The 23,602-nt window shown below is 43.9% G+C and carries 28 protein-coding genes; 2 read left to right on the top strand and 26 right to left on the bottom strand.

All coding sequences use genetic code 11. The features are described from left to right. Positions 1-31: 31 nt before the first annotated feature. On the bottom strand, positions 32-1,039 hold the full coding sequence (locus tag H0S56_RS05720) for a helix-turn-helix domain-containing protein (protein ID WP_004645451.1): 1,008 nt from the start codon (positions 1,037-1,039) through the stop codon (positions 32-34). A gap of 144 nt (positions 1,040-1,183) precedes the next feature. Between H0S56_RS05720 and H0S56_RS05715 the strand changes: the two genes are divergently transcribed. Both H0S56_RS05715 and H0S56_RS05710 read left to right on the top strand, forming a co-directional pair. Beyond that, positions 1,184-2,680 (top strand): flavin-containing monooxygenase, encoded by a 1,497-nt coding sequence (locus H0S56_RS05715; RefSeq protein WP_195725863.1) that lies wholly within the window; start codon positions 1,184-1,186, stop codon positions 2,678-2,680. A 67-nt stretch (positions 2,681-2,747) separates the two neighbouring features. After that, entirely contained in the window at positions 2,748-3,656 is a 909-nt protein-coding gene (locus H0S56_RS05710; RefSeq protein WP_004278850.1) for a lysine exporter LysO family protein, read from the top strand. Between the two features lie 435 nt (positions 3,657-4,091). On the opposite strand, the gene pyrF is transcribed toward H0S56_RS05710, so the two are convergent. The 25 genes from pyrF to H0S56_RS05580 all read right to left on the bottom strand — a co-directional run bounded on the left by pyrF (position 4,092) and on the right by H0S56_RS05580 (position 23,598). Next, positions 4,092-4,772, bottom strand: a complete 681-nt coding sequence (gene pyrF, locus H0S56_RS05700; protein ID WP_004645455.1) for an orotidine-5'-phosphate decarboxylase — start codon at positions 4,770-4,772, stop codon at positions 4,092-4,094. Between the two features lie 36 nt (positions 4,773-4,808). Beyond that, complete coding sequence (locus tag H0S56_RS05695; RefSeq protein ID WP_004278852.1) at positions 4,809-5,168, bottom strand: lipopolysaccharide assembly protein LapA domain-containing protein; 360 nt, start codon at positions 5,166-5,168, stop codon at positions 4,809-4,811. A 24-nt stretch (positions 5,169-5,192) separates the two neighbouring features. Beyond that, entirely contained in the window at positions 5,193-5,498 is a 306-nt protein-coding gene (locus H0S56_RS05690; protein ID WP_004278853.1) for an integration host factor subunit beta, read from the bottom strand. A 163-nt stretch (positions 5,499-5,661) separates the two neighbouring features. Continuing rightward, positions 5,662-7,338 carry a 30S ribosomal protein S1 gene (rpsA, locus tag H0S56_RS05685; protein ID WP_195725862.1) on the bottom strand — a complete coding sequence of 559 codons (1,677 nt, stop codon included), beginning with the start codon at positions 7,336-7,338 and terminating at the stop codon, positions 5,662-5,664. A 110-nt stretch (positions 7,339-7,448) separates the two neighbouring features. Further along, positions 7,449-8,132, bottom strand: coding sequence for a (d)CMP kinase (gene cmk, locus H0S56_RS05680; RefSeq protein ID WP_195725861.1), 684 nt, complete (start codon positions 8,130-8,132; stop codon positions 7,449-7,451). Positions 8,133-8,149: 17 nt separating this feature from the next. After that, positions 8,150-8,581: an SRPBCC family protein gene (locus tag H0S56_RS05675; RefSeq protein WP_195725860.1), complete on the bottom strand. Its 432-nt coding sequence runs from the start codon at positions 8,579-8,581 to the stop codon at positions 8,150-8,152. A 60-nt stretch (positions 8,582-8,641) separates the two neighbouring features. Continuing rightward, a complete protein-coding gene (gene tadA, locus H0S56_RS05670) occupies positions 8,642-9,157 on the bottom strand; it encodes a tRNA adenosine(34) deaminase TadA (protein WP_195725859.1) in 516 nt (171 codons plus the stop codon). 6 nt (positions 9,158-9,163) lie between these two features. Next, entirely contained in the window at positions 9,164-10,285 is a 1,122-nt protein-coding gene (locus H0S56_RS05665; RefSeq protein WP_195725858.1) for an enoyl-CoA hydratase/isomerase family protein, read from the bottom strand. After that, positions 10,282-10,995 carry a uracil-DNA glycosylase gene (gene ung / locus H0S56_RS05660; protein ID WP_005247316.1) on the bottom strand — a complete coding sequence of 238 codons (714 nt, stop codon included), beginning with the start codon at positions 10,993-10,995 and terminating at the stop codon, positions 10,282-10,284. The genes H0S56_RS05665 and ung overlap by 4 nt, the downstream gene beginning before the upstream one ends. 46 nt (positions 10,996-11,041) lie before the next feature. Beyond that, positions 11,042-11,638 (bottom strand): 6-pyruvoyl trahydropterin synthase family protein, encoded by a 597-nt coding sequence (locus H0S56_RS05655; protein WP_180037416.1) that lies wholly within the window; start codon positions 11,636-11,638, stop codon positions 11,042-11,044. Between the two features lie 152 nt (positions 11,639-11,790). Next, positions 11,791-12,762, bottom strand: coding sequence for a type II secretion system minor pseudopilin GspK (gene gspK / locus H0S56_RS05650; protein WP_195725857.1), 972 nt, complete (start codon positions 12,760-12,762; stop codon positions 11,791-11,793). 6 nt (positions 12,763-12,768) lie between these two features. After that, complete coding sequence (gspJ, locus tag H0S56_RS05645; RefSeq protein WP_180180889.1) at positions 12,769-13,410, bottom strand: type II secretion system minor pseudopilin GspJ; 642 nt, start codon at positions 13,408-13,410, stop codon at positions 12,769-12,771. After that, positions 13,407-13,958 carry a type II secretion system minor pseudopilin GspI gene (gene gspI / locus H0S56_RS05640; protein WP_406935372.1) on the bottom strand — a complete coding sequence of 184 codons (552 nt, stop codon included), beginning with the start codon at positions 13,956-13,958 and terminating at the stop codon, positions 13,407-13,409. Before gspI ends, gspJ begins: the two co-directional genes overlap by 4 nt. After that, complete coding sequence (locus H0S56_RS05635; protein WP_005106567.1) at positions 13,948-14,499, bottom strand: type II secretion system protein; 552 nt, start codon at positions 14,497-14,499, stop codon at positions 13,948-13,950. Before H0S56_RS05635 ends, gspI begins: the two co-directional genes overlap by 11 nt. A gap of 9 nt (positions 14,500-14,508) precedes the next feature. Next, positions 14,509-15,123, bottom strand: a complete 615-nt coding sequence (locus H0S56_RS05630; protein WP_005252237.1) for a TetR/AcrR family transcriptional regulator — start codon at positions 15,121-15,123, stop codon at positions 14,509-14,511. 41 nt (positions 15,124-15,164) lie between these two features. Next, positions 15,165-15,938, bottom strand: coding sequence for a TatD family hydrolase (locus H0S56_RS05625; protein WP_195725855.1), 774 nt, complete (start codon positions 15,936-15,938; stop codon positions 15,165-15,167). A gap of 27 nt (positions 15,939-15,965) precedes the next feature. Then, positions 15,966-16,307 (bottom strand): PilZ domain-containing protein, encoded by a 342-nt coding sequence (locus tag H0S56_RS05620; protein WP_004278877.1) that lies wholly within the window; start codon positions 16,305-16,307, stop codon positions 15,966-15,968. A gap of 15 nt (positions 16,308-16,322) precedes the next feature. Continuing rightward, entirely contained in the window at positions 16,323-17,303 is a 981-nt protein-coding gene (locus H0S56_RS05615) for a DNA polymerase III subunit delta' C-terminal domain-containing protein (protein WP_195725854.1), read from the bottom strand. Between the two features lie 14 nt (positions 17,304-17,317). Continuing rightward, positions 17,318-18,079, bottom strand: coding sequence for a 3-deoxy-manno-octulosonate cytidylyltransferase (gene kdsB, locus H0S56_RS05610; protein WP_195725853.1), 762 nt, complete (start codon positions 18,077-18,079; stop codon positions 17,318-17,320). A gap of 12 nt (positions 18,080-18,091) precedes the next feature. Further along, a complete protein-coding gene (lpxK, locus tag H0S56_RS05605; RefSeq protein WP_195725852.1) occupies positions 18,092-19,096 on the bottom strand; it encodes a tetraacyldisaccharide 4'-kinase in 1,005 nt (334 codons plus the stop codon). A gap of 3 nt (positions 19,097-19,099) precedes the next feature. Then, positions 19,100-20,827, bottom strand: coding sequence for a lipid A export permease/ATP-binding protein MsbA (gene msbA / locus H0S56_RS05600; RefSeq protein WP_195725851.1), 1,728 nt, complete (start codon positions 20,825-20,827; stop codon positions 19,100-19,102). Then, positions 20,827-21,249 carry an ExbD/TolR family protein gene (locus tag H0S56_RS05595; protein WP_004278885.1) on the bottom strand — a complete coding sequence of 141 codons (423 nt, stop codon included), beginning with the start codon at positions 21,247-21,249 and terminating at the stop codon, positions 20,827-20,829. Before H0S56_RS05595 ends, msbA begins: the two co-directional genes overlap by 1 nt. 10 nt (positions 21,250-21,259) lie before the next feature. Further along, positions 21,260-21,898: a MotA/TolQ/ExbB proton channel family protein gene (locus H0S56_RS05590; RefSeq protein ID WP_195725850.1), complete on the bottom strand. Its 639-nt coding sequence runs from the start codon at positions 21,896-21,898 to the stop codon at positions 21,260-21,262. A 33-nt stretch (positions 21,899-21,931) separates the two neighbouring features. Next, complete coding sequence (locus tag H0S56_RS05585; RefSeq protein ID WP_004731487.1) at positions 21,932-22,819, bottom strand: ParB/RepB/Spo0J family partition protein; 888 nt, start codon at positions 22,817-22,819, stop codon at positions 21,932-21,934. After that, complete coding sequence (locus H0S56_RS05580; RefSeq protein ID WP_004645476.1) at positions 22,816-23,598, bottom strand: ParA family protein; 783 nt, start codon at positions 23,596-23,598, stop codon at positions 22,816-22,818. Before H0S56_RS05580 ends, H0S56_RS05585 begins: the two co-directional genes overlap by 4 nt. Between the last annotated feature and the right edge of the window lie 4 nt (positions 23,599-23,602).

Raw genomic sequence — 23,602 nt, 5'->3', positions numbered from 1 at the left:
GCTATAACACTTTGGCATAAACTAACTTAGGCTATTTTATATATTGCCGAGGACTTTGCCCAAACCAGCGTTTAAAGGCATGGTTAAAAGCGGCCGGCTCGGAATAGCCTAATAATTCTGCAATCATTTCAATCGAATACTGTTTATATTCAATCAGTCGCAAAGCCTTATCTTTAATAATTTCTTCGCGAATCTGCTTATAACTGGTATCACACTGCTGTAACTGATGCCGCAAGGTTCGTTCCGGAATATTCAACGCCTGTGCCGTTTCAGCCATGCTCGGCATCAGGCCGCTTTGGATTTCCAGATAATCCTGCACACGCTGCACCACAGTCGGCGTCTGCTCATCCTGTTGCAAACGCTCCAGTTCAGCCAGACATTTGGCTTCATAGACAGCAAAAGTGACCGCATCTGCAGAAGGAATTTTAATATCCAACACTGCTTCATCAAACCAGAATGCTGCCCGAGATGCATCAAACTGTACCTGTGTTCCATAATAATCATGATAGACCTTTAAGGTATTCAGATCTTCTGGATAGGCAAATGGCAACTCGATCCGCAAATCAGGTTTGGATAAGCCCATCAATTTGTAGATTTCCCGGATAAACTTAAACGTTCCGGAAATCTCTGCCTGTGCCAGCAACATTCTCAAATGATCATCCTGCTGCTTGGCTCGATAACATAGCGCGCTATGATGCTCGCTTTGCTGCAAGGCCAACTGACCGGTCAAATGCGTCAACTGCTGAAAACGGATCACCTGATTCAATGCATCACGTACCGTAGGACTGGTCACCAGCAACATGAGTAAGGGACCATAACCTGCCAAAGCATAATGCTGGCCAATCAATAATCCCTGTTCAGGTTGGATTTCCTGTCCCACCACCTTAAGCACATCATGTTCCAGACTCGGATGGATCACCGAGCTTGGATCAAAGGCATCTACACGCAGCCCAATGTTTTGCAGTTTCTGATCGACCTCCATGCCAGCCTTGCGCATTCCTTGAATCAAATACATCAGACTGAGAACAGAACGTTTCATAACCATACAAATACAATGTGATTATTCTAGTTGTACTATAAAAATAATGTGTCGGCTATTGCCGTTTAGATCAATTTTCTATCTAATCATCAAGGAGCAAATTACGATAAATATCCAACATTAAAATAAGTAAGGAATGTACTGATGCTAGATTATGCCACCGCTACACGTTCCCATCCCCATACTAAAGTTGCCATTATTGGAGCTGGTTTCGGAGGGATTGCCATGGCAATACGTTTACAACAGCATGGTATTTATGACTTTATTATTCTGGAAAAAGGGAGCGATTTTGGCGGAACCTGGCGGGACAATCAGTACCCTGGAGCAGCCTGTGATGTGCAATCACATTTATATTCCTTGTCATTTGCACCGAAAAGCAATTGGTCCAAACGTTATGCGGAAGCACCCGAGATATTTTCTTACATTCAGGATCTGGTGACCGATTATAACCTGCGTGCTTTTTGCCGTTTAAATACCGAAGTAATGGCAGCACATTACCAGGCAGAACGCTGTCTATGGCAATTACAGCTACAGGATCAAAGTATCCTTGAAGCCCAGTTTGTTATATTCGCTTCCGGACCTTTACATATTCCGCAAATCCCAGATATTCTCGGTATTGAGAAATTCCAAGGCAAAGTCTTTCATTCTGCGCAATTGGATCACACTTATGACCCGACTGGCAAAAATGTCGCATCGATTGGGACAGGTGGCAGTGCCATTCAATATATTCCGGAAATTGCCCCGCAATGCAAACATCTGTATGTCATGCAACGTACTGCGGCCTGGGTCATTCCTCGTGATGAACGCGCCTACCCGAATCTTGAAAAGAAACTCTTTAAAAAATATGACTGGTTTCGAAAGTTACATCGCACGCGCCTATATTGGTCAAATGAATCGCGTGTCGTACCGATTGTCAAACCGGGCATTATGAAATTCACCCAAAAACTGGCAGAACTACTGATTAAATACGAGGTTAAAAATCCTGAATTAGCCAAAAAACTGACTCCCGATTACATCCTGGGCTGTAAACGCATTCTGGTTTCAAACCGCTACTTTCCGACTTTTAACCGCCACAATGTAGAACTAGTGACCGAGAAGATTCAGGAACTGACTGAACACAGTATCATTACACAAGATGGAAAAGAGCGGCCGATTGACTGTCTGATTTATGGCACCGGATTCATTACCGATCCACGTATCTATATGAAGAATTTTCAATGTACCGGGCTCGATGGCGTAGAACTGAATGAAGTCTGGAAACAAGGCGCTGAAAGTTATTATGGCATTTGCGTGAAAGACTTCCCAAACCTGTTTCAGTTATTGGGCCCAAATACCCTATTGGCACACAACTCTGTCATTTTTATGATTGAGGCACAAGTCGAATATATTTTGCAATTGATGCAACTGGTCGATCGATCCCAAAGCGATGCCATTATGGTTAAAGACCAGGCACAAGATACATTTAATCAGCAGGTGCAACATATGTTTGAAAAGACCGTGTGGCAATCTGGCTGTGTCAACTGGTATCAGCAGGAAGGTGGCAAGAACTTTGCCTTATGGCCAACTTATACCTGGAAATACTGGCTCAAAACTAAAAAGCCAAATGCCACAGATTATCGATTATTGAATAAAGTCGCCTAAAAGCTTTTACCATCTGACATCAAGCGGTGGCATAATTTATAGGTAATTTTTTCAATCCATTAAATTTATGCAATCGCTTTGGCTTATCTTTCAGCTTCTATTCTGTCTAGCACTCGGTTTTGCCATGGCAAAACAAATTCCGCTTTCGATTATTAAAATCTGTTTCAAGCTATTGCCCTATTTTAGCTATGTTTTATTGATTGCAATTGCCTTTGAATTTTCACAATTGGTAGATGAATTGCAGCATCCTCTCCAGATTTTGAGTACGTCGATCAGCATTGCCTTTCTGACCTCGCTCGGTGCTTTTGCATTTTGCTATCTACTATTTAAATGGGCAGGTTATCCTCCTAGTTCCGGTCGGGTATCCGTCGACCTGGTGCTTAAATCCCTACTGAACATGAGCTATGCCTTTTTGGCTCTCGCAGGCGGATATTGTTTACATACGGGCTTGAATCTATTTGATCTATCCGTGCAAATCAGCACCTGGCATTTGTTGCTGGTATTTATGTTCATGATTGGCCTGGATCTGGCTTATTCACCTTTAGATCGTTCCTGGTTAAATTTTAAAATTCTCTTAGTTCCGATTGGTTGTATTTTTGGTTCATTATTTGCAGTCATGCTTTATTCATTCTGGAATACAGACATCAGTCTAAAAGATTTGATCATGCTGTCACAAGGCTATGGATTTTACTCAATGTCAGGTGTTGTCGTAACAGAACTCAGAAATGCAGAACTCGGCAGTATCGCGCTAATGAATGACCTGTTTAGAGAAATTTTTGCCATCTTACTCATGTATTGTATGGGCTGGAGATACCCAAGATCCGCCATTTCCGCAGCGGGTGCAACTGCGATGGATGTGACTCTACCGATGGTTAAACAGGCCTGTGGGCATGATTTTATTCCACATGCCATGGTCAGTGGTTTTATTTTGTCACTGTTAGCACCAGTCATGGTGAGTGTACTGGCAGCGATTTAATTACTTTATCACTTTCTCAATCTCACTAAATTCCTCTTTTATAAAGAGGAACTCTCCTCCCTGATTCAGTTTAAAAGCAGAATTTTAAAACGAAGCACAAGCAAGTAGGCCGAGAGGGCTGACTAAAAACTTAAATCAATATCACTTAAGGCATCGCCTACTGTTTCAATAACATCCGAAGCAAGACTGATGGCATCAGATGCCAAACTGACCACATCGATCCCCGCTGTCCGATCTGCTGAGCTTGCCTGCTGTTGTTGCTATTCTTGTTGCTTAAGCTGTTCCGCCTGTTGAATATTTTGAATCACGTCATTCTGTACTTTTTCTAATTGTGGTTCAGATGAAGTCATCATTTTTCCTTTTTATTTTATAACCATTTTTTCAATATATAAAAAAAGCCTTTCGACCGAAAGGCTTTTTGTCATTCAAACCGTATTAAAGCGTTGCCAAAATATCTTTCAAAGTCTGACGCATATTTTTAGACTGGGTAATCGGGCGACCAATTACCAGATGTGTTGAGCCATCTAGCATTGCCTGTTTCGGTGTCACAATACGTTTCTGGTCATCTGCATTCGACCCTTCTGGACGAATGCCGGGTGTCACTAATGCAAAATCTTTTCCAATCGTTTCACGTAACATTTTCGCTTCTTGAGCTGAGCAAACCACCCCATCTAGACCACTGTCTTTTGTCAGTTGTGCCAGACGTTTTACATGCTCATTTGGCTCAATATCCAGACCAATATCTTTCAAGTCTTCACGGCCCATTGACGTCAATACAGTCACTGCAATCAACTGAGTTTTATAATTACCCGCTTGCAAACGCTCTACACAGGTTTCCATCATCTTGCGGCCACCTGAGGCATGCACATTGACCATCCACACACCCAAATCTGCTGCCGCGCATACTGCCTGTGCTGTTGTATTTGGAATATCATGAAATTTCAGATCCAGAAATACATCAAAGCCTTTATCTTGAAGTGCTTTGACAATGATTGGACCTTCATGGGTAAATAACTCTTTACCAACTTTTAGTCGACACAAGGCAGGATCTAGCTGTTCTGCAATAGCTAAGGCATCAAATTGGCTTTTGGCATCTAGTGCGACGATGATACTCAAGAGATTACCCCTTCATATAGGCAAAAAATAAGCCCATTATAATGGGCTTTGATTTTCATTGGTAATATCTAATACAGTTTTTTCATGCCGGGTATGGGCTGCTGCTTCAGCGGCCATTAACTTGGCTGTATTCAACTGTTCCTTACGTAGATGTTCAATGTCTTTACGCAGTCGTTTTATTTCCCAATTCGTCTGAAAAACCCGGAAGATCTGAACGCCCAATAACAGGCCCAAAACAACACCTAAAGATAACGTGAGGAGAAGTAATAATCCCAGGCGCATAGCAGGAACTTGAGTAAATAACAAGTCCACTGACAATTCGGTACCGTTTTGCAAAACCAAAGCTAATGAATAACCAAACAGTACCAATAAAAGAATGACCAGAACGTAACGCATGAACACCCCGCAAAATATTTACAATTATTTTTGTGCAGACTCGTTCACAGCGTCACGAAGTGCCTTGCCTGGTTTAAAGTGCGGAACTGCTTTTGCAGCCACTTCTACAGATTTACCAGTTTTAGGGTTACGACCTACGCGCGGTTCACGGTGATGCAATGCAAAACTACCAAATCCACGAATCTCGATACGATTGTCAGTTGATAATGCTTCTATCATTTGATCAATCATAATTTTAACTGCTTCTTCCACTAAAGGCTCAGCCAAATGCGGATTTTTTAACGCAATACGCTCTATTAAGTCAGACTTATTAAGTGCTTCAGTAGTCATCTGCGACCTCTTTAATTATCAAGCTACTTGGGATCTATTTCCCGATAATAACCTGTTTAAATACAAAACGGTAGCGCAATAATTAAATACTACGCTACCGTTTACAGTATTTGTATAAAAAGTATTAGTTAACTTACATTAACAATACAATTCAAACGCTTACTTAGTTACCCATTTGAGCTTTAATCAGGTCACCAATCGTCTTAGGACCATTGTCTTGACCAGCAGGAGCTGTTTTCAAGTTAGCAACTGCTTCTTTCTCTTCAGCTTCGTCTTTCGCTTTGATAGACAAGTTGATTGCGCGAGATTTACGATCTACGTTGATGATCTTCGCTTCAACTTCTTGACCAACTTCAAGGAACTTAGTTGCATCTTCAACGCGATCGCGGTTGATTTCAGATGCTTTCAAAGTCGCTTCAACTTCGTCAGCTAACTTAACAGTAGCGCCTTTAGCGTCAACTGCAATTACAGTACCTTTAACCAACGCACCGCGTTCGTTAGCAGCAAGGAAGTCATTGAACGGATCGTTGTTCATTTGCTTGATGCCAAGGCTGATACGGTTGCCTTCAGCGTCTACAGAAAGGATAACCGCTTCAACAGTGTCGCCTTTCTTGTAACGACGAATCGCTTCTTCGCCTTGTTCGTTCCAAGAAATATCAGACAAGTGAACTAGACCATCGATACCGCCTGGTAAACCGATGAAGATACCGAAGTCAGTGATAGATTTGATCGTACCAGAAACTTTTTCGCCTTTGTCGTGGTCTTTAGCAAACTCTTCCCATGGGTTAGCACGAGTTTGTTTGATACCAAGAGAAATACGACGACGTTCTTCGTCAACTTCAAGAACCATAACATCAACTTCGTCACCAATCTGAACAACTTTAGATGGGTGGATGTTTTTGTTCGTGTGATCCATTTCTGAAACGTGTACTAAACCTTCAACACCTTCAGCGATTTCAGCGAAACAACCGTAGTCAGTTAGGTTAGTTACGCGCGCTTTAACGATTGAACCTTTAGGGTAACGGTTCATGATCGCTAACCATGGATCTTCGCCAAGTTGTTTAAGACCTAGAGAAACACGGTTACGTTCGCGGTCGAATTTAAGTACTTTAACAGTAACTTCTTGACCAACTTCAACAACTTCTGAAGGGTGCTTGATGCGTTTCCAAGCCATATCAGTGATGTGAAGAAGACCATCAATACCGCCAAGGTCAACGAATGCGCCGTAGTCAGTAAGATTTTTGATAGTACCAGTAACTGTTTGACCTTCTTCAAGCTGAGCAAGAAGAGCTTCACGGTCAGCTGAAGATTCAGCTTCCATAACAGCACGACGTGAAACAACAACGTTGTTACGTTTAGCGTCAAGTTTGATTACTTTGAATTCTAACTCTTTGCCTTCTAGGTGAGTAGTATCACGAATAGGACGAGTATCAACTAAAGAACCTGGAAGGAACGCACGTACTGGACCGATGTCAACAGTGAAACCACCTTTAACTTTACCAGAGATAACACCAGTAACGATTTCGCCGTCTTCAAAGATTTTTTCAAGTTTAGTCCAAGTTTCTGCGCGTTTAGCTTTTTCGCGAGAAAGAACTGTTTGACCCATACCGTTGTCAAGTGCTTCAACAACTACGTCTACAGTGTCGCCAACTTGAACTTCAAGTTCGCGCTGTTCATTTAAGAACTCAGCACGGTCAACAACGCCTTCAGATTTAAGGCCAGTGTCAACAGTTACCCAATCAGAGTCAATGCTTACTACAACGCCTTGGATAACTGCACCCTTTTCAACGTTGAGGTTTAATTCGCTTGCTTCAAAGAGGGCTGCAAAAGATTCGGTCATGATATTTCCGATAAAGTCAGCGGTCTTGGATCAGACAAGGCCGGTTTAATTAAGCATCTACATAGTCCATATAAAACTGATCAAGCTATGCGTTTGCTGATAAAATTGGGTTAATTTGCTAACTGCTGATCCACATAAGTGGTCATCAGCTGGAATACTTCATCGATGTTCAAATCTGAACTATCGATAATGTAAGCATCATCCGCAGGCTTGAGTGGAGCGACAGTGCGTTCCGTATCTCGTTTATCGCGAGCGATGATATTAGCTAAAATGTCGCTTATTTTAACATCCAGCCCCATGCCCTGCAACTGCTTTACACGTCTTTGCGCGCGTGATTCAGCCGAGGCCGTCAAATATATTTTTGCCTGAGCATTCGGGAAGATACTTGTCGCCATATCACGTCCGTCTGCTACCAGACCAGGCGCCTGCGCGAAGGCATGTTGGCGTGAAACCATCGCTGTTCTAAGCTCAGGAATTGCTGCAACTTTTGAAGCAAACTCTCCTACTCGTTCAGTTCGAATAGTTTGGGATACATCTTCCCCATCCAGCCACACCTGCACCCCGGTGTCGGTACTGACAAACTGGATATCTAAATTTGTTGCGATTTGTACGCATTCTGGCAATTTCGTGTCTAGCGAATCCAGCAAATCATGGTGATGCAATGACAAACCCAAAAGGCGGTATAAAGCACCAGAATCCAATAAGTGAAACTGATAATGTGCAGCCAGTTTCGCTGCTAACGTGCCCTTGCCAGACCCACTTGGACCATCAATGGTAATAATTTGAACTGTCATTGCTTTCCCGTTGTTGTTTAAACAGATTTTGCGAGTTTTGTCAGACCTAGTTTAATCGCTACCTGTAACTGTGCAAGGATTAATTTACTCAGAAAAGGCGCACGTGCCTGCAATTCAATCGTATAAGTTACTAGCGTTTTGTTATCAGCCCGTGCTTCAAATTCAATAATGCCTAAATGATGCTTGATCAACGGATTTTTAATAATCTGATATTCAATGCGATTATTTGGCTCGAACAAGGTAATTTGTTCTTTCAGCGGCTTTATTGGACCCATACCCATTGCACGCACTGAACCGAGTCCATCAGGATATTCAGCATCCGCAGAATCCTTGATTCGTTCGACCTGCATCGGCGCGAAGGCAATATTATAGGTGGCATGCTTAGACATTAAATCAAAGACATCATCAAGCGCTGCCGGGAATTCTTTTTTTACTTGAATGCTGTTCATTATTGTTCCTGAAGATTGCAGATATTTGAAAGTAAGCAAATTTTAGCGGATAAAGCAGATTTATTTCTGCGTATTTAATAACTTTTCTTGTAACTTGAGTTCTCGTTTCTGCTCGCGGCGCAACTTAAAAAATGCACTCAGCTGTTCAGAGCATTGCTGCTGCATGCAGCCTGCCTCGAAAGAAAATACGTGATTATAATAACCGGTTTCAAACAGTTGACGCGCACTCACCAGTGAGCCTGCTTTCGCTTCAAATGCCCCAAATACTACCCGTGAAACCCGTGAATGAACCAGTGCTCCAACACACATAGTGCACGGCTCGAGGGTTACATAGAGCACAGCATCATCAGGTAAACGATAATTTTGAATGTTTTGACAGGCATCACGTAGTGCAACAATTTCAGCATGTGCAGTCGGATCATTTAATGTGATGGGCGCATTAAACCCTTTGCCAATGATCTGATCCTGACTAACGATAATTGCCCCGACAGGGATTTCTCCCTGTGCAGCAGCAAGTGCAGCCTGCTCGTAAGCACGCTGCATCCAGTATTCATCTGTAAATTGTATTTCGGACATTGAGGCTTAAATCACACCATAATGCTTGAGCAGCTCATTCCAGCTTTCGATAGTCGTAACTGGAGGATTCCCAGCCAGGATACCTTTTAAGCTCATATCTGCACCTTTTTTCCACTCAGGACTAAGGTCTTTATCGACCAGACGTGCGCGCACACCTTCGACAAAGTCATGATGACGGATTTTCCAGTCTGAGATCTGAACTTCCAGTTCGAAAACTTCATTCCAGGAATGTATCTGCTTACCCCATTGCCACAATAGCCAGGTCAAGGCTGCAGTAGTTGGCGAACCTTTTTTCAGGTTTTCACTGGCCTGACGCAACCAGTCACTGCGTGCGTCACTCAGGCCAATAATCGACTCATAATCATGCTCAAAGTTGATACCACGGCAAACACTATGAATCACATCCAAGGAGTTTTGCAGCGGTCCTGGGCCGACTGGACGGTGCATACTATTCAGGGTATCATCAATGGCACGAAAGTCACCTGCAGGATAATGCTCCCAGTCGATATTAATGACTTTATCCAAAACTGAATCACGCTGTGCATCACAAATATGCGTTGCCCAGCCAATCCCATAAGCGCCCGCAGCGGTCATGATCGAACCGGTCAAGCCAGTAAATAGACCAATCGCACCACGATCTGCTAAGAAGCGGGTTGCACCCACGTCTGGATACAAACCGATATTAATTTCAGGCATGGCCAAACGTGAATAGGGCGTCACTAAACGGAAAGGCGCCGCCATAAACAGCCCCAAGCCGCCGCCCATCACATAACCTTCACCCCAGACTAAAACGGGTTTGGCATAATTATGCAATAACAGATCAAGTGCATATTCTTGCTCAAAGAATTTATTGGCAGTCGCGGCTTCATCATTAATCACTAACTGACGCAGTTTACGTACATCCCCACCCGCACAGAACGCTTTCGGTGTGGTTGAATCCAGCCAGATGGCTTTTACACTGTCATCATGATGGAAATCCTGAAATACTTCCAGAAGTGCGGAAGCGATCGATTCATCCAGCGCATGCAAAGATTTCGGGCGATTTAAACGAACGATACGCCAACCATTGTGCGCTTCTTCAACAATCAAATCTGGATGATAATGTTTAGTAAGGGGAGAATATTTCATGCGTCCAGCTGCCAATCTATAGGCTCAATGCCATGTTGTTTGAGGTAATTATTCGATTTTGAAAATACTTTACAACCAAAAAAACCACCACGGTTTGCGGCCAAAGGCGATGGATGTGCTGCCTTTAACACGAGATGCTTGTCTTGATTAATGCGCTGTCCTTTACGCTGTGCGTATGCGCCCCAAAGAATAAAGACAATATGTTCACGCTGTTCATTTAATACATCAATGACGTGATCGGTAAATTCTTCCCAACCGCGCTTTTGATGCGAAGTCGGCTGACCTGCTTCTACGGTCAGTACTGCATTTAACAGAAGCACACCCTGCTCTGCCCAATGCGTCAAGTCACCATGCTTCGGTCTTTCAACCCCAACATCAGCATGTAACTCATGAAAAATATTACGCAAAGATGGTGGTAATGCAACCCCCTTTTGCACGGAAAAGCTTAATCCATGCGCCTGATTTGGGCCATGATAAGGATCTTGCCCTAAAATCACCACTTTTACCCGATCTAGCGGTGTGGTATTCAAAGCATTAAAAATCAGATGATTGGGAGGATAAATGATTTTATCTGCTTTTTTTTCTTCAACGAGAAACGCTTTTAATTCATCCATTTTCGGACTGAGCAAAAATTCACTCAATCCATATTTCCAGCTTTCATCCAACTGAACTTTATTCAGCTTGGCCAGTTGCTGTTCATTTAAAGACATTCTTCAATCCTAAATCTATGTCAATGGATTTAAAGTCACGCAGACTTTAAATCTGTACCTGTAAATCTACTGTAGGGTTATGAAATGGTATGCCCTGTTTGAGCTTGGCGAACATGTCCGGATCTGTCCATTCAGCTTGCACCTGTTCAGAAAACTCAAGTTGCTCCAGACTGAGGATGCCCATTTGTTCATTTTGAATATCTTCTAAAAAGCTTTGTGCATAGCCGGTATCGGTTTCATGCACAATCACAGAGTAGACTTCAACATCGCCTTCACCATTTTGCGTCACCGTCGATGCTAGCACCTGCTGTGCCAGAAAGAAGAAAATACGTGAAAACTGTTCTGCTGATGGCGATACCGGCAAAGACACCCAGCGCGCACTGAAATTCTTGCAGGCCTGAATATATTCCGGGTCGTCATTTTGCCAGAAGCAGATGGCATGATCGAAAGAATCAAAGAAATCCTTAATCACACCTTTAAGCAGCCCAAAGTCATAGACCATTTGACCATGATCTAGCTTCGAGGCTTTTAGCAATAACTCGACTTTATAACTATGGCCATGGATCGAACGCTTACAGCGATCTGACGTGCAGTTACGCACAATATGAGCATTCTCAAACTTAAATAACTTACGAATTAACATATGCCGTAATGTCGTCAAAAAATAGGTGAATTAATTTTGATTATAAAGCAAAAGTAAAGCTTTGAGGATTAATTTTGCTGTTTAGCATGATAGGGAAAAGGCATCAGTCCGGCATTTGCGCTTATACAGCCTGTACAATTCATGAGCTAAAATTAAAATGGCGCCATGCTACGGTAAGCGACATAAACCTGTTTGTCCTGACGAACCAGATCGCTGCTAAACTGGCGCTTACGCTCACTTAAAACCACTTCGATTCGGGCTTTAAAATAATTGGATTGCACCCCAAGCAGACTGTTAAACAAATTACGCCTGTCCGCATCGACCTGAGCGAAAGGCTCCAGTGACCACAGATCAATCACATTGGAAAAGTGCTCCAAATTGGCCTGACGCTGATCCAGCAATTGCTGCACTGCATTCACATCCAGCTTTTCATCCATACTAGCCAAAAGAAAAGCTGAAGCGGTATTAATATTGACCAGGCTCTCTTGCACCGGTGCAGTACTCAGATAAGGTGCTATCAGCTTATATTTATTCTCTTCAAAACCGCGTACCAGCTTTAATTCTTCTACGCTGTGAAATTTTGCATTCGGTGGCAAAGCAGCATTGGGCAAGCCCTGATAATAGTTAGATTCGGCGCCCATGCCCCCACTGACCAGCTCGTCTGCATCCTGCCAGTCAATGACTGCTTCACTGAGCTGTTCCGGCAAACTGGCACGTTTTAGAATCAGCTCGAACCATGCTTTGGCATTTTCATTGACTGCGCCTTCGGCAGTAATCAGGCTATTTAAATTAAACTTGCCTGATTCATCCTGTATTATTCCGGAGACATAACCGTCATCTACCGGAAAAGCTGGCATGGGCTGCGCCCAGGTTTCCTGCAGATGGTCGACCTCTGCGGCATTTTCAGCATCATCGACCAGCAATTCAGAAAAAAAGGCCTCGGCACTTTTGGCATACATGAGAGACTGGTTTTGTCGCATTAAATAAGCAGTGCTTTCAGCAGTTGCAGCCTGACGCTGGGCAATCGTGGCAGCCAAAATAGTCGCTAGCGCTACCATCACCAGAATGGTAATCAGTGCAATGCCCTGCTGCTGCTTGATCATGATCGCTTTATTCATTTTCATTTCTTATTATTCTGAGCTGGGTTGACCGGTGTTCTGAGTATCAAGCAAAAAGTCCGTATTTAATAAACTGAACATCCATTCATAGCTAACGCCATTCACGGTTAAATTGATTTTAATCCCTTTAGGCAAACGCTGTTTATGCTCTAACAGATTCAGATCAGCAGAAGCATCTGGCCATTGCGTGAGCTCATTCGGATTGAGTACGACGATCTGGAATTGTTCTACTTCCGACAATAAAACACTGGATTCTGGCTGATCTTGACCTGTCTGATTCAGATTCCGGTATTTCAGGCGATAAAGCTTCTGCTCATCGGCTCGATACTGATATTCAATGCGCTCATCTGGGGAAATCCCTTCTTCCAAAGGATCAGTTACCCCGGTTTTACTGAAATTAAAGCGTCCGTTCTGCAGCACTAGAGCCGGTTGAATATCCCCATTGATGTTGGCCGTTAAGGGGACTGTCTGTACGGTATCTCGCAGAATCTGCTGATAGGTTTGTTGTAACTGACCTAGACGCTGTTCATGAATCACATTCTGATCTTTAGTTTTGACAATATAATCAAAAACTTTCCAGCCCAAAGCAGACAGCACCGCAAAGATCGCAATTGCGACCATTAATTCAACTAGGGTAAATCCTTTAGGCTTCATGGGGTATTGTTCATGCGATGATTAAAGAACATCAGACTGCTGATGCCAGATTCAACCTGACCACTGTCCTGATTAATCAGACTCACCTGCAATTCGATCCGTTGTACATTCGGACTGACCGTCGGTTCGCTACGCTTGTCAATCTGCCAGGTTTCACCTTGCTGGATCAGCTGTTTGGAAGCCGTGCCTTCCATCCATTCCTGATTGATTTCCATTTGTGCCACTTCATTTAAGGCAACAAACTGTGCTTTGGTACGTAGAATGGCATTTGAGGTGGATTGGGTATATTGCATCGCGACTTTGGTCAGGGTTATGGCTGCGGTCGCAAAAATTGCCAAGGCGACCATAACTTCCAATAAGGTAAAACCTGAGGCACGATTAAGTCGAGTAACACTCGACCTGAGCGACATTGTCGCGCAAGAAAGTCCGATAGCAGCGCAAGACGAAGTCCTATGCTTGCAGCACACATGATCAAATCCATGAACACTCGCCTTAAACAACTTGATTACACCAGACCCAGCGCTCTGCTTGAAATATCTAGATTTCATTGATTTTACCCAGATGATCAATCTCAATCGCAGCACCCACTTCACGGTCTTCTAAAAAGAACTGAATCCGCACCGGTTTGACTTCACCATTGCCGAGCCAGATTAATTGAGGTGAATTTGCCTGAGTCAGGTCACGATTTTGTGCCCTGGCATAACGCTGCTGTTCCAGTGCCTGAATTTGAAAGGAAATATGATCAGGCAAACTACGCAATTTAAAATCTGCATAATTTTGCCATTTCTCATTTTGCAGGTTCGGTTCAGTCTGCGCTGCCGAACGATATTCTATAATTCCATAGCGAAATGGCGTGACATCTGTCGCTGATTGAACGTCAAGCGCGAGTATTCTGGATTGGTCATTAGCCTCGCGTAGCACCCGTTGCAAGTCCACCAATAAAATTTCCCGTGCCTGCATCGCTTTGCGCTGATCGACACCACTGGTATTCAGCAGCACTAGTGAAGCCATAATTCCCATAATCACAATCACCACCATCAATTCGATTAAGGTAAAGCCACGAACTGCACTGTGAGGTGATCTGATCATAGGACAACCTTAGGCAAACTGCTCGGCTGAATGTACCTGCTTAGGCAAAGCCAGTGCCTGATCGATATAGGCTACACGCAATGTATCGCGCGAACCCAAATAACGCTGATAGAAACTGGAATTAAGAATTGCAGCTGCACCATGGGTCAACGACCAGATCGAAGCCAGATAATCGCGTACTGACATGCGGCTATTAATAGAAGCCAGATAAGTTTCTGTCATACGGATAATCAGGCGTAAACGCTGTTTGCGCACCTGATAAAGTTCGCTAAAAAGGTGCTGGATTCCAACCCCAGTCGTCGACAGGCGTTCTTCAATCTGATGAAACAGCACGGTTCGTTCCGGATGATGTAAATGATGCAGCATAAAGAAGGCCAGATGTTCAGGAAAGGCTTTATCGCTATCCTGAATCATTTCCAGCAACATGCGCTCATTACGGATAATCAGCAGCATGTACAGCTCATCTTTACTCTGAAAATGTTTATAAAGTGTCCCTTTGGCCAGATCAAGCTCGGCAGCCAGCGCATCTAGCGTCATTCCTGCTTCACCATTTTCCAACAGGAGCTGTTCTGCAACTTGAAAAATCAAGGTTTCTCTTGCTCGAAACTGAGCCTGACGATCCATCTTCACCCTATAAACTCTCTTTGTACTTTATATAACTTTATTTACTTTAAATTCAGAAGATTTTCAAAGTTCTGCTTTGTGATAAAAGCCATTTCTTCTAGCGACTTATCATATACATCGCAAAGCGCTTTGGCTACATAAGGAACGTATTTAGGCTCATTAGATTTGCCACGATACGGCATTGGCGCAAGATAAGGACTATCGGTTTCAATCAGCACACGATCCAGCGGAACCTGTTTGGCGACATCACGCAGATCCTGCGCATTTTTAAATGAAACAATTCCGGAAAATGACACATAATAACCGCAATCCAGCACGGCTTTAGCGGTTTCCCAATCCTCGGTAAAGCAATGCAAAATACCGTGTGTAGATTTCTCTGCGCGGATAATATCCACAGTATCATGCTTAGCAGCACGGGTATGCACCACCACCGGTTTTTTAGTGATTTGTGAGGCATGAATATGTCGAGCGAAACAGGCTTTTTGTTCTTCGACAAAATCTGTGCTGTGATAATAATCCAGGCCGGTTTCACCGAGTGCCCAGACTTTTTCCGGTTGCGCCAGTTCGACCAGATATTCAGTCGTGGCACGTGCCATCGTGGCAGCATCTTCACAAGGATGTACACCGACAGTATAACCGACATCGGGATGACGCGCGGCAATTTTGGCCAGCTCGATATGATCATCCAGATCGACCGAGATACTCATGAATTTGGAAACACCGGCTTCACGAGCCTGAGCCAATGCCTGATCCAGATCACCATGATATGGTGTCAAATCAAGCAGGGTTAAATGACAATGAGTATCTACAAACACGATGCGTTCCTACCAAGGGTAAATTAACTACATAGTGTAACTTTTACGTCCTTCAGATTTAAGACCTGCAACCAGACGATCTGCTTCATTTTTAAAATAAACGCCTTTTTCACCGCTTAACTGGATGCCAAAGCCTTGTGGCTTGATGCCATTCTGCTTTTGCGAGACCCAGATGACTTTACCGGTTAAAGGAATTTTCTGGGTCTGGTCAGGCAAAGTCGTCAATACAAAAACCTCTTCGCCCAGTTTGACCGGCTGCTTGGAAGGAATAAAAAGCCCACCACCCACAACATAAGGCATATAGCTGGCAAACAGTGTTTCGATGTCAGGAATATTGGCCTGAATAATACCGCCCATACGTGGTTGCATGTGATTTCCCCTTAATTAAAGATTCATCAGCTTGATAAACAATTCATCAATAACCAGATTGCTTTGGACATTCTGCTCGAGGTATTGCTTGGCTTGCTGAAAATCCTCATAAATTTTAAAAAGTGCTTCTAATGAATATTGTTCGGCAAGCACATTGAATTCAAGGTCAATGTTTTTCACCGTCTGATTTAGCTTGACACAAATTAAATCGGACAACAAGTATTCAAACATTTGAGCAAATTCACCAAAACTCAGGCTTTTATTCCATTTGGTCGCAATTGCCAGTGGCATATTTTTTTGCATAACCAGTTTTTGCCAGTCTTGCAGGAATTCCTGACGCAGTGGCAGCCAGGCACTTTGTGCAACCTCTAGTGCCTGTAACGGCATCTGATTGGACAGGTTCATCAATAATTGTTGCTGGCTAGAACCTGCATCTGGGAGCTGATTCTGGACATAATCGCTAAATTGCTCGGCGGAAATCCGGTCCAAGGCAAAGTGCTGCAAACGACTGCGTATGGTCGCGGGTAATTTTAAATAATGATTTGCCAGTAAAATAATGACTGTATTATCACCGGGTTCTTCCAGTGTTTTGAGCAAGGCATTGGCAGAGGCAATATTCAAGGCTTCTGCCGGTTCAATCACTATCACGCGCCAGCCGTCTACAGTCTGTTGCACAAAAGGCAAAAGATCACGAATCTTCTCAATCTTGATTTTGGCATTCTGTTTTTTATTGTCGTCATCGGTACTGATATGCACATAGTTGGGATGGGTGTCTGCCTTTAACCATTGACAGCTACTGCATTCACCACATGGCCCGGCAGGCTGACGATTCAGGCATAACACCCAAGCCAGAAACTGTTGGGTAAACGCTTCTTTACCACAGCCTTTTTTTCCATAAAACAATAAACCATGTCCAAGCTTGGGAAAGCGCCCGGTCAGGGTTTCCCAAACCTGTTGCTGCCATGGATAGATATGTGCATTGACATCAAAAGGCATGTATTTGACTCTTCTTAGGCAAAATGGGAAAGATCCATCTGATTCAGGCGATCCAGATCTTCCTGAGTATCTACCCCTGGCGGCAAATTGGCTTCAGCCACCGCAATGGCAATACGGTGTCCATTTTCCAGTACCCGTAACTGTTCTAGAGATTCCAGTTTCTCCAGCACACCCATTTCCCAGGTCACATATTCTTGCAACAGTTTTACCCGATAGGCATATAGACCTAAATGACGATAGGCCTGATCATGCAGCTTCGGTTCAGCGAGTTTCGCGCCATCACGGTCATAAGGAATGGTAGCACGGCTAAAATACAGTGCCTGCTGCTGTTTTGACATGACGACTTTTACAATGCTGTCGCGTTTGAATTCATCCAGTTGATGGATCGGCTCACATAGCGTCGACATGGAAGATTCAGGCTGATCTTCCAAGAGTTGAGCAACCTGTTTTACCAGTTGCGCCGGCAGTAAAGGTTCATCCCCCTGTACATTGACAATGATGTCATCACTGGCCCAGCCTTTAGTTCGAGCCACTTCACTCAAGCGGTCTGTGCCTGAAGGATGATCCGCTGAGGTAATCACCACATCAATGCCTTCAGCACCGCAAACGGCTGCAATACGCTCATCATCAGTTGCCACACACAGATCGTCAAAACCTTGCACTTTTTTGGCTTGGTCCACTACCCGCAGAATCATGGGACGACCATGAATTTCCAGCAAAGGTTTACCCGGTAAACGTGAACTGGCGAAACGTGCAGGAATAACAATGTGTTTCATAATGAATGAGCCTTAAGAAATTTGAATACCGTATTGTTGTAACTGTTGCTGCAAGACTGTATAGCAGGCTGGCGATAGGACTGCATCGACTGGCACCACCCAGATATCCTGTTTAAAATCTGGATATTGTTTAAGTAGCGCCATAATTTTTATTGCGTCTTTTTCAGTGGTAATAATCGGATTGTTATCATCGAACTGTAAATCTTCAATGTCATAGTCATGATGGTCTGGAAACTCATGACACTGAAATTGTTCTATGCCTAAATTTTGCAAGGTCTGATAAAACCGCTTTGGAAAGCCAATGCCGACTACCGCATAAAAAGCCGCTTGAGGATCAAAGATTTTATTGTTGTCCTGATTAAGCAAATAAGGCTGTGATGCAGCCAGATGCATATGCAGTTCAGAGCTTGGGTTAGCCGAATGCTCAATTACGGTTCCCGTTTTCAAACGGGTCACTGGTTCACGTAGATAACCTTCTGGAAGCAGTTTCTGATTACCCAGACCGCGATTATTATCCAGCACAATCCACTCAATCTGGCGATTCAAGGCCCAATGCTGCAGGCCATCATCACAGATAATCAGATCCAGTTCATGTTTGTGCAGCAATAACTCGATACTTTTCTGCCGGTTGGGACCAACTGCCATCGGCACGCCTGTTGCCTGTACAATCAAGGCAGGCTCATCTCCGACAATCTCCGGCAAGGTATTAAAGTCGACATAGGCAGGAAATGGACCTTGGCCGCCATAGCCTCGACTGATCACGCCTACCCGAACATTTTTCTCGGTTAAATAATCCACCAGATGAATCAACAAAGGTGTTTTACCGCTACCACCGACTGTGATGTTACCAATTACCATAACGGGAATTGGTGCACTATAACTTTTTTTAATGCCTTTTTGATAAAGCCAGTGATTGCTGACAAAACCCAGGCGATACAACCATGACAAAGGACGCAGCACCACCAGCCACTTTGCCTGTGCATTCCAAGCATCCTGAATGATTTGTGCCAGTGCCATAAGTTACTGTTCCTCAAAGTTACGCTGATGCAACTGATAATAAGCACCATATAGCGCAATCAGTTCGGCATGACTGCCCTGCTCAACAATACGGCCCTGATCCATGACAACAATACGATCCGCGTTTTCAATCGTCGATAGACGATGTGCAATTACGATGGTGGTACGGTCCTGCATGGCTTTATCAAAGGCACGCTGAATAAAGTATTCCGACTCATTATCCAGCGCACTGGTCGCTTCATCCAGAATCAGAATAGAGGCATTTTTCAAAATTGCTCGCGCGATGGCGATGCGCTGACGCTGGCCACCAGACAGGTTTAAACCCTGAGCACCCAGCTGAGTATTATAACCTTGCGGTAGTGCCATAATAAAATCATGCGCATAGGCTGCCTTTGCTGCCGCGATAATATCTTCATCGGAAGCACCTTCGAGCTGACCATAAGCAATATTTTCCCGCACGGTACGATTAAACAGTACTACTTGCTGGTTCACCATAGCAATCTGGGTTCGCAAGGCGGTAATTTCAAAATCTTCAATCGGTTTCTGATCCAGCAAGATCTGCCCAGAAGTTGCATCCTGATAACGCACCAGCAGATTCACCAGAGAACTTTTTCCTGCACCAGAACGTCCTACCAGCGCTACTGTTTCACCGGCCTTGACCTGCAAATTAAAGTCATGAATAGCATGATGGCCATCATCATAAATCAAGTTAACATCTTTAAACTCGATATCGCCTTTTAGGCTATCAGTCAACGTCCCGGTATTTTTTTCCTCAGGCATATCCAGCAATTCAAATACTGAATGTGCTGCGGCCATACCCCGTTGAATCTTTTCATTGATATCCGTCAAGGCTTTGATCGGTCTTGCCAGCATACCCGCCGCAGTAATATAAGCGACAAATTCACCCGCAGAGGTATCACCCAGAATTTGCGGACGCAAGGCAATAAACATCACAATACTCAGTGAAATCGACATGATCAGCTGAACCACAGGACTATTCAACTGTTGTACAGCGACCATTTTCAAGCCACGACGCAAGTTTTCCAGCGAGTTCTGTTTAAAGCGTTCCTGCTCATAACTTTGCCCTCCAAAACCCTTGACGATCAGGTTGGCATTCACCGTTTCCTGCACCACATGGTTTACATCACCCATGGTGTCTTGCACTTGCTGCGATAATTTACGCATCCGTCTTGCAGCTTTACTGATAATAAAGCCAATGACGGGTGCAAAAATCAGGATACACATGGTCAGACGCCAGTTGGTATACAACAGGTAGCCTAATAATGCCAGAGTGATCAAACCTTGTTGCAACAAGGTTCTTAAAGCTTCAGTTGAAGCAGCGGTTAGCTGTTCGACGTTATACATGATTTTGGCAGTAATATGCCCGCTGGTATTATCCAGATAATACTGGGACGGTAAACGCAGCAATTTTGCAAAAACTTCCTGACGGATGTTGAATACCAGATTCCGGGAAATTACCGCAGTAAAATATCCACCCATGAACAAACCCAGGCCCCGGAAGAACATGAGTATGACCACTAAAAACGGGAAAAGTGATGTGAAACTCTGGTCTTTATTTTGAATCGCCTCAATAATATATTCCAGTAATTTAGCGACAGAGACTTCCGTAGCGGCATTAATAGAAAAACCCAGCAGGACAAGCAATGCAATGCCCCAAAACGGTTTTAAATAACTTAAAAGGCGAAGATAGACCTTAAAATCGTGCTTCACTAATAACCTCGGGTGGGTACTTTGGTACTGATATTAATATTTACAAAGCCGAGCTGCCCGGCCACATCCATGACACGAATCACGTCCTGATGGCTGGCTTTTGCGTCAGCTGCAATGACAAACATTAAATCACGGCGTTCATTAGAAATCTGTTTAATTGCAGTATTTAAATCCGCGACTTCCTTACTGGCCAAGGATTGACCATTGACTGCGTAATGACCATTGGCATCCACAATCACTTCGACTTTTTGATCATAGCTTTTAGGCGGTACACCCTGCGCATCAGGCAAGGTCAGATTCATTCGGCTCATTTGGCTAAAAGTCGTCGATAACAGCAAAAAGACCAGAATAAACAGCAGACAATCAATCATCGGTGTCAGATTAATATGTACATCTTCCACCTGGTTGCGTTTGAATTTCATCATCCACCTCCTAGCTGGCTTTTTGCATGTCTTGGTCTATGTCTGCATGATTGCGATAAAAAAGATCCGCATGAAACAAAGTCGCTTGCTGTTCAAGTTCAGCCACATATTCCTGAACCAGACGCTGAAAATAACGGTGCGCAAACAGTGCAGGAATTGCAATCAACATACCGGCTGCCGTGGTAATTAAAGCCTTGGAAATACCCGGCATCATCAATACCGGATCACTCCCGGTACCTACATCGATCATCAGGAAAGATTCAATAATCCCAAGTACAGTTCCCAATAAACCGAGTAAAGGCGCAACTGCACTCAAAGTTCCCAGAAAATTAATGTTTTTTTCCAGATAACCAATTTCCTGTGATGCCACCACTTCCATCTGTGCGCGAGCATACTGCTCACCTTGCTGCTTGCTGGCATAGCCTGCAGTAAATACCCGACCCAAAGTGCTTTGCTTTAAGGCCGCACTTTGATTCATTTTTTGCATGACTTGTGCTGTATTTTGCGAAGGCCCCATCAACAGTGTCAACGGAAGTACTGCATTCTTTTTCAGGCGAATCAGACGCTCGATCGAAATCGCCAGGATAAAGATAGAACACAAGACCAGGGGCAGCATAAGCCAGCCACCTGCTTTAACCAATTCCCACATCTAATTTATTCCCCAATAAAAAAAATATATAAATTATTCATCTTCTAAAATAGAAAGAATGCCATCCAGCTCTTCTAAAGAGTGATAGCTAATAACCAGTTTCCCTTTACCTTGCTTGTTATAGTCAATTTTAACATCTGCACTGAAACGCTCTGAAAGGCGCTGAGTCAATTGCTGAATATCCGGTGCTACAGCTTCTTTTACTTTTTCTTGTTTAGGTGTATTGAAATCACGGACTAACTGCTCGGTTTGACGAACAGACAGACTTTTTTCAATTACGATATCTGCAACTTTGAGCTGATCTTTAGCTTTTAAGGTTAAGATCGCACGTGCATGTCCCATATCCAGCAAACCCTGCTGCATAAAGTCTTTCACTTCTTCTGCCAGGCTAAGCAGGCGAAGTAGGTTACTCACTGTCGTACGCGCTTTACCCACGGTATCTGCAATTTCCTGATGGCTTAAGCCAAATTCTTCATGGAAACGTTGCAGAGCCATTGCCTGATCAATCGGATTCAGATCCTGACGCTGGATGTTTTCAATCAAGGCCAGTGCAATCGCAACCTGATCATTCAGATCACGTACAATCGCAGGAACCTCGGTCAAACCCGCCAGCTGTGCAGCACGCCATCGACGTTCACCCGCAATAATCTCGTATGGATAGCGTTCATCGTCAACCGGACGGATCACGATGGGCTGCATGATGCCATGCTTTTCAATCGATGCCGCCAGTTCCTGCAAATCCTGCTCGTTAATATAACGGCGTGGCTGATATTCACCACGCTTGAGCAAATTCACATCAATCTGTTTCAACTGACCATGATCAAGACCTTGGGCTTCGAGTTGTAATTTTTCTTTTTGAATTGAGCCTAGCAAGGCATCCAAGCCACGACCTTTGGCGAGTCCACGTTTCTTGACGGTCATGCTTTACTTCCTTTTTTCACTTTGCTTTTCTTTAATACTTCAGCTGCCAGATTTAAGTAAGCAACTGCACCCTTTGAGCTTTTTTCAAAATAAATCACCGGCAAACCGTGTGCTGGTGCTTCAGCCAGACGGATATTTCGTGGAATCACGGTTTCATACAGTTTTTTACCAAAATATTGTTCTAATTCTTCAGATACGTCACGGGTCAAGGCATTGCGTGCATCGTACATGGTGCGTAATACACCAACTATTTGCAGATCTGGATTCAAGGCCTGTTGAATTCGGTCGATGGTTTGGGTTAAATCAGCCAGACCTTCCAGTGCATAGTATTCACATTGCATTGGAATCAGCACACCATCCACTGCAGCCAAAGCATTGACAGTAATCAGGCTTAAACTTGGTGCACAGTCGACAATGATATAGTCGAACGAACCTTCAATTTCCTGCAATGCATCACGCAAAATGAACTCGCGCCCTTCCTGCTCTGCAATCGCAAGCTCAACCCCAGCCAGATCACGGTTTGCCCCAAGAACCTTGTAGCCGACTTCTGCTTTAGAGATCGCCGTTTCAATCGGTACTTCACCCAGCAGTACATCGGTAACCGAATAAAGCAGGTCATTCTTCTGAATGCCAGACCCCATGGTCGCATTGCCTTGCGAATCCATATCGACCAGCAAAACACGTTTTTTTAACACAGCTAAAGATGCCGCCAAATTTACTGCGGTTGTGGTTTTACCGACACCACCTTTTTGGTTTGCAATCGCAATAATTTGTGCCATGTTG

This window comes from Acinetobacter lwoffii (assembly GCF_015602705.1).
In the GTDB taxonomy this organism is placed as follows: Bacteria; Pseudomonadota; Gammaproteobacteria; order Pseudomonadales; family Moraxellaceae; genus Acinetobacter; species Acinetobacter lwoffii_E.
Note: the sequence above shows the minus strand (reverse complement) of the source record. Positions and strands in the feature narration are given on the sequence as shown.

Excerpts from the sequence above, each read along its gene's own strand:
- H0S56_RS05715 (WP_195725863.1), top strand. The coding sequence starts at position 1,184 with ATGCTAGATTATGCCACCGCTACACGTTCCCATCCCCATACTAAAGTT.
- H0S56_RS05695 (WP_004278852.1), bottom strand. The coding sequence starts at position 5,168 with ATGCGTTACGTTCTGGTCATTCTTTTATTGGTACTGTTTGGTTATTCA.
- H0S56_RS05595 (WP_004278885.1), bottom strand. The coding sequence starts at position 21,249 with ATGAAATTCAAACGCAACCAGGTGGAAGATGTACATATTAATCTGACA.
- H0S56_RS05635 (WP_005106567.1), bottom strand. The coding sequence starts at position 14,499 with ATGATCAGATCACCTCACAGTGCAGTTCGTGGCTTTACCTTAATCGAA.
- rpsA (WP_195725862.1), bottom strand. The coding sequence starts at position 7,338 with ATGACCGAATCTTTTGCAGCCCTCTTTGAAGCAAGCGAATTAAACCTC.
- H0S56_RS05665 (WP_195725858.1), bottom strand. The coding sequence starts at position 10,285 with ATGAAATATTCTCCCCTTACTAAACATTATCATCCAGATTTGATTGTT.
- H0S56_RS05655 (WP_180037416.1), bottom strand. The coding sequence starts at position 11,638 with ATGTTAATTCGTAAGTTATTTAAGTTTGAGAATGCTCATATTGTGCGT.
- H0S56_RS05690 (WP_004278853.1), bottom strand. The coding sequence starts at position 5,498 with ATGACTACTGAAGCACTTAATAAGTCTGACTTAATAGAGCGTATTGCG.
- gspI (WP_406935372.1), bottom strand. The coding sequence starts at position 13,958 with ATGAAATCTAGATATTTCAAGCAGAGCGCTGGGTCTGGTGTAATCAAG.
- kdsB (WP_195725853.1), bottom strand. The coding sequence starts at position 18,079 with ATGAAACACATTGTTATTCCTGCACGTTTCGCCAGTTCACGTTTACCG.
- H0S56_RS05720 (WP_004645451.1), bottom strand. The coding sequence starts at position 1,039 with ATGAAACGTTCTGTTCTCAGTCTGATGTATTTGATTCAAGGAATGCGC.
- gspJ (WP_180180889.1), bottom strand. The coding sequence starts at position 13,410 with ATGAAGCCTAAAGGATTTACCCTAGTTGAATTAATGGTCGCAATTGCG.
- H0S56_RS05585 (WP_004731487.1), bottom strand. The coding sequence starts at position 22,819 with ATGACCGTCAAGAAACGTGGACTCGCCAAAGGTCGTGGCTTGGATGCC.
- tadA (WP_195725859.1), bottom strand. The coding sequence starts at position 9,157 with ATGTCCGAAATACAATTTACAGATGAATACTGGATGCAGCGTGCTTAC.
- H0S56_RS05580 (WP_004645476.1), bottom strand. The coding sequence starts at position 23,598 with ATGGCACAAATTATTGCGATTGCAAACCAAAAAGGTGGTGTCGGTAAA.
- H0S56_RS05620 (WP_004278877.1), bottom strand. The coding sequence starts at position 16,307 with ATGCAACCACGTATGGGCGGTATTATTCAGGCCAATATTCCTGACATC.
- H0S56_RS05615 (WP_195725854.1), bottom strand. The coding sequence starts at position 17,303 with ATGCCTTTTGATGTCAATGCACATATCTATCCATGGCAGCAACAGGTT.
- H0S56_RS05675 (WP_195725860.1), bottom strand. The coding sequence starts at position 8,581 with ATGAACAGCATTCAAGTAAAAAAAGAATTCCCGGCAGCGCTTGATGAT.
- H0S56_RS05710 (WP_004278850.1), top strand. The coding sequence starts at position 2,748 with ATGCAATCGCTTTGGCTTATCTTTCAGCTTCTATTCTGTCTAGCACTC.
- gspK (WP_195725857.1), bottom strand. The coding sequence starts at position 12,762 with ATGAAAATGAATAAAGCGATCATGATCAAGCAGCAGCAGGGCATTGCA.
- H0S56_RS05630 (WP_005252237.1), bottom strand. The coding sequence starts at position 15,123 with ATGGATCGTCAGGCTCAGTTTCGAGCAAGAGAAACCTTGATTTTTCAA.
- H0S56_RS05590 (WP_195725850.1), bottom strand. The coding sequence starts at position 21,898 with ATGTGGGAATTGGTTAAAGCAGGTGGCTGGCTTATGCTGCCCCTGGTC.
- cmk (WP_195725861.1), bottom strand. The coding sequence starts at position 8,132 with ATGACAGTTCAAATTATTACCATTGATGGTCCAAGTGGGTCTGGCAAG.
- ung (WP_005247316.1), bottom strand. The coding sequence starts at position 10,995 with ATGTCTTTAAATGAACAGCAACTGGCCAAGCTGAATAAAGTTCAGTTG.
- lpxK (WP_195725852.1), bottom strand. The coding sequence starts at position 19,096 with ATGGCACTGGCACAAATCATTCAGGATGCTTGGAATGCACAGGCAAAG.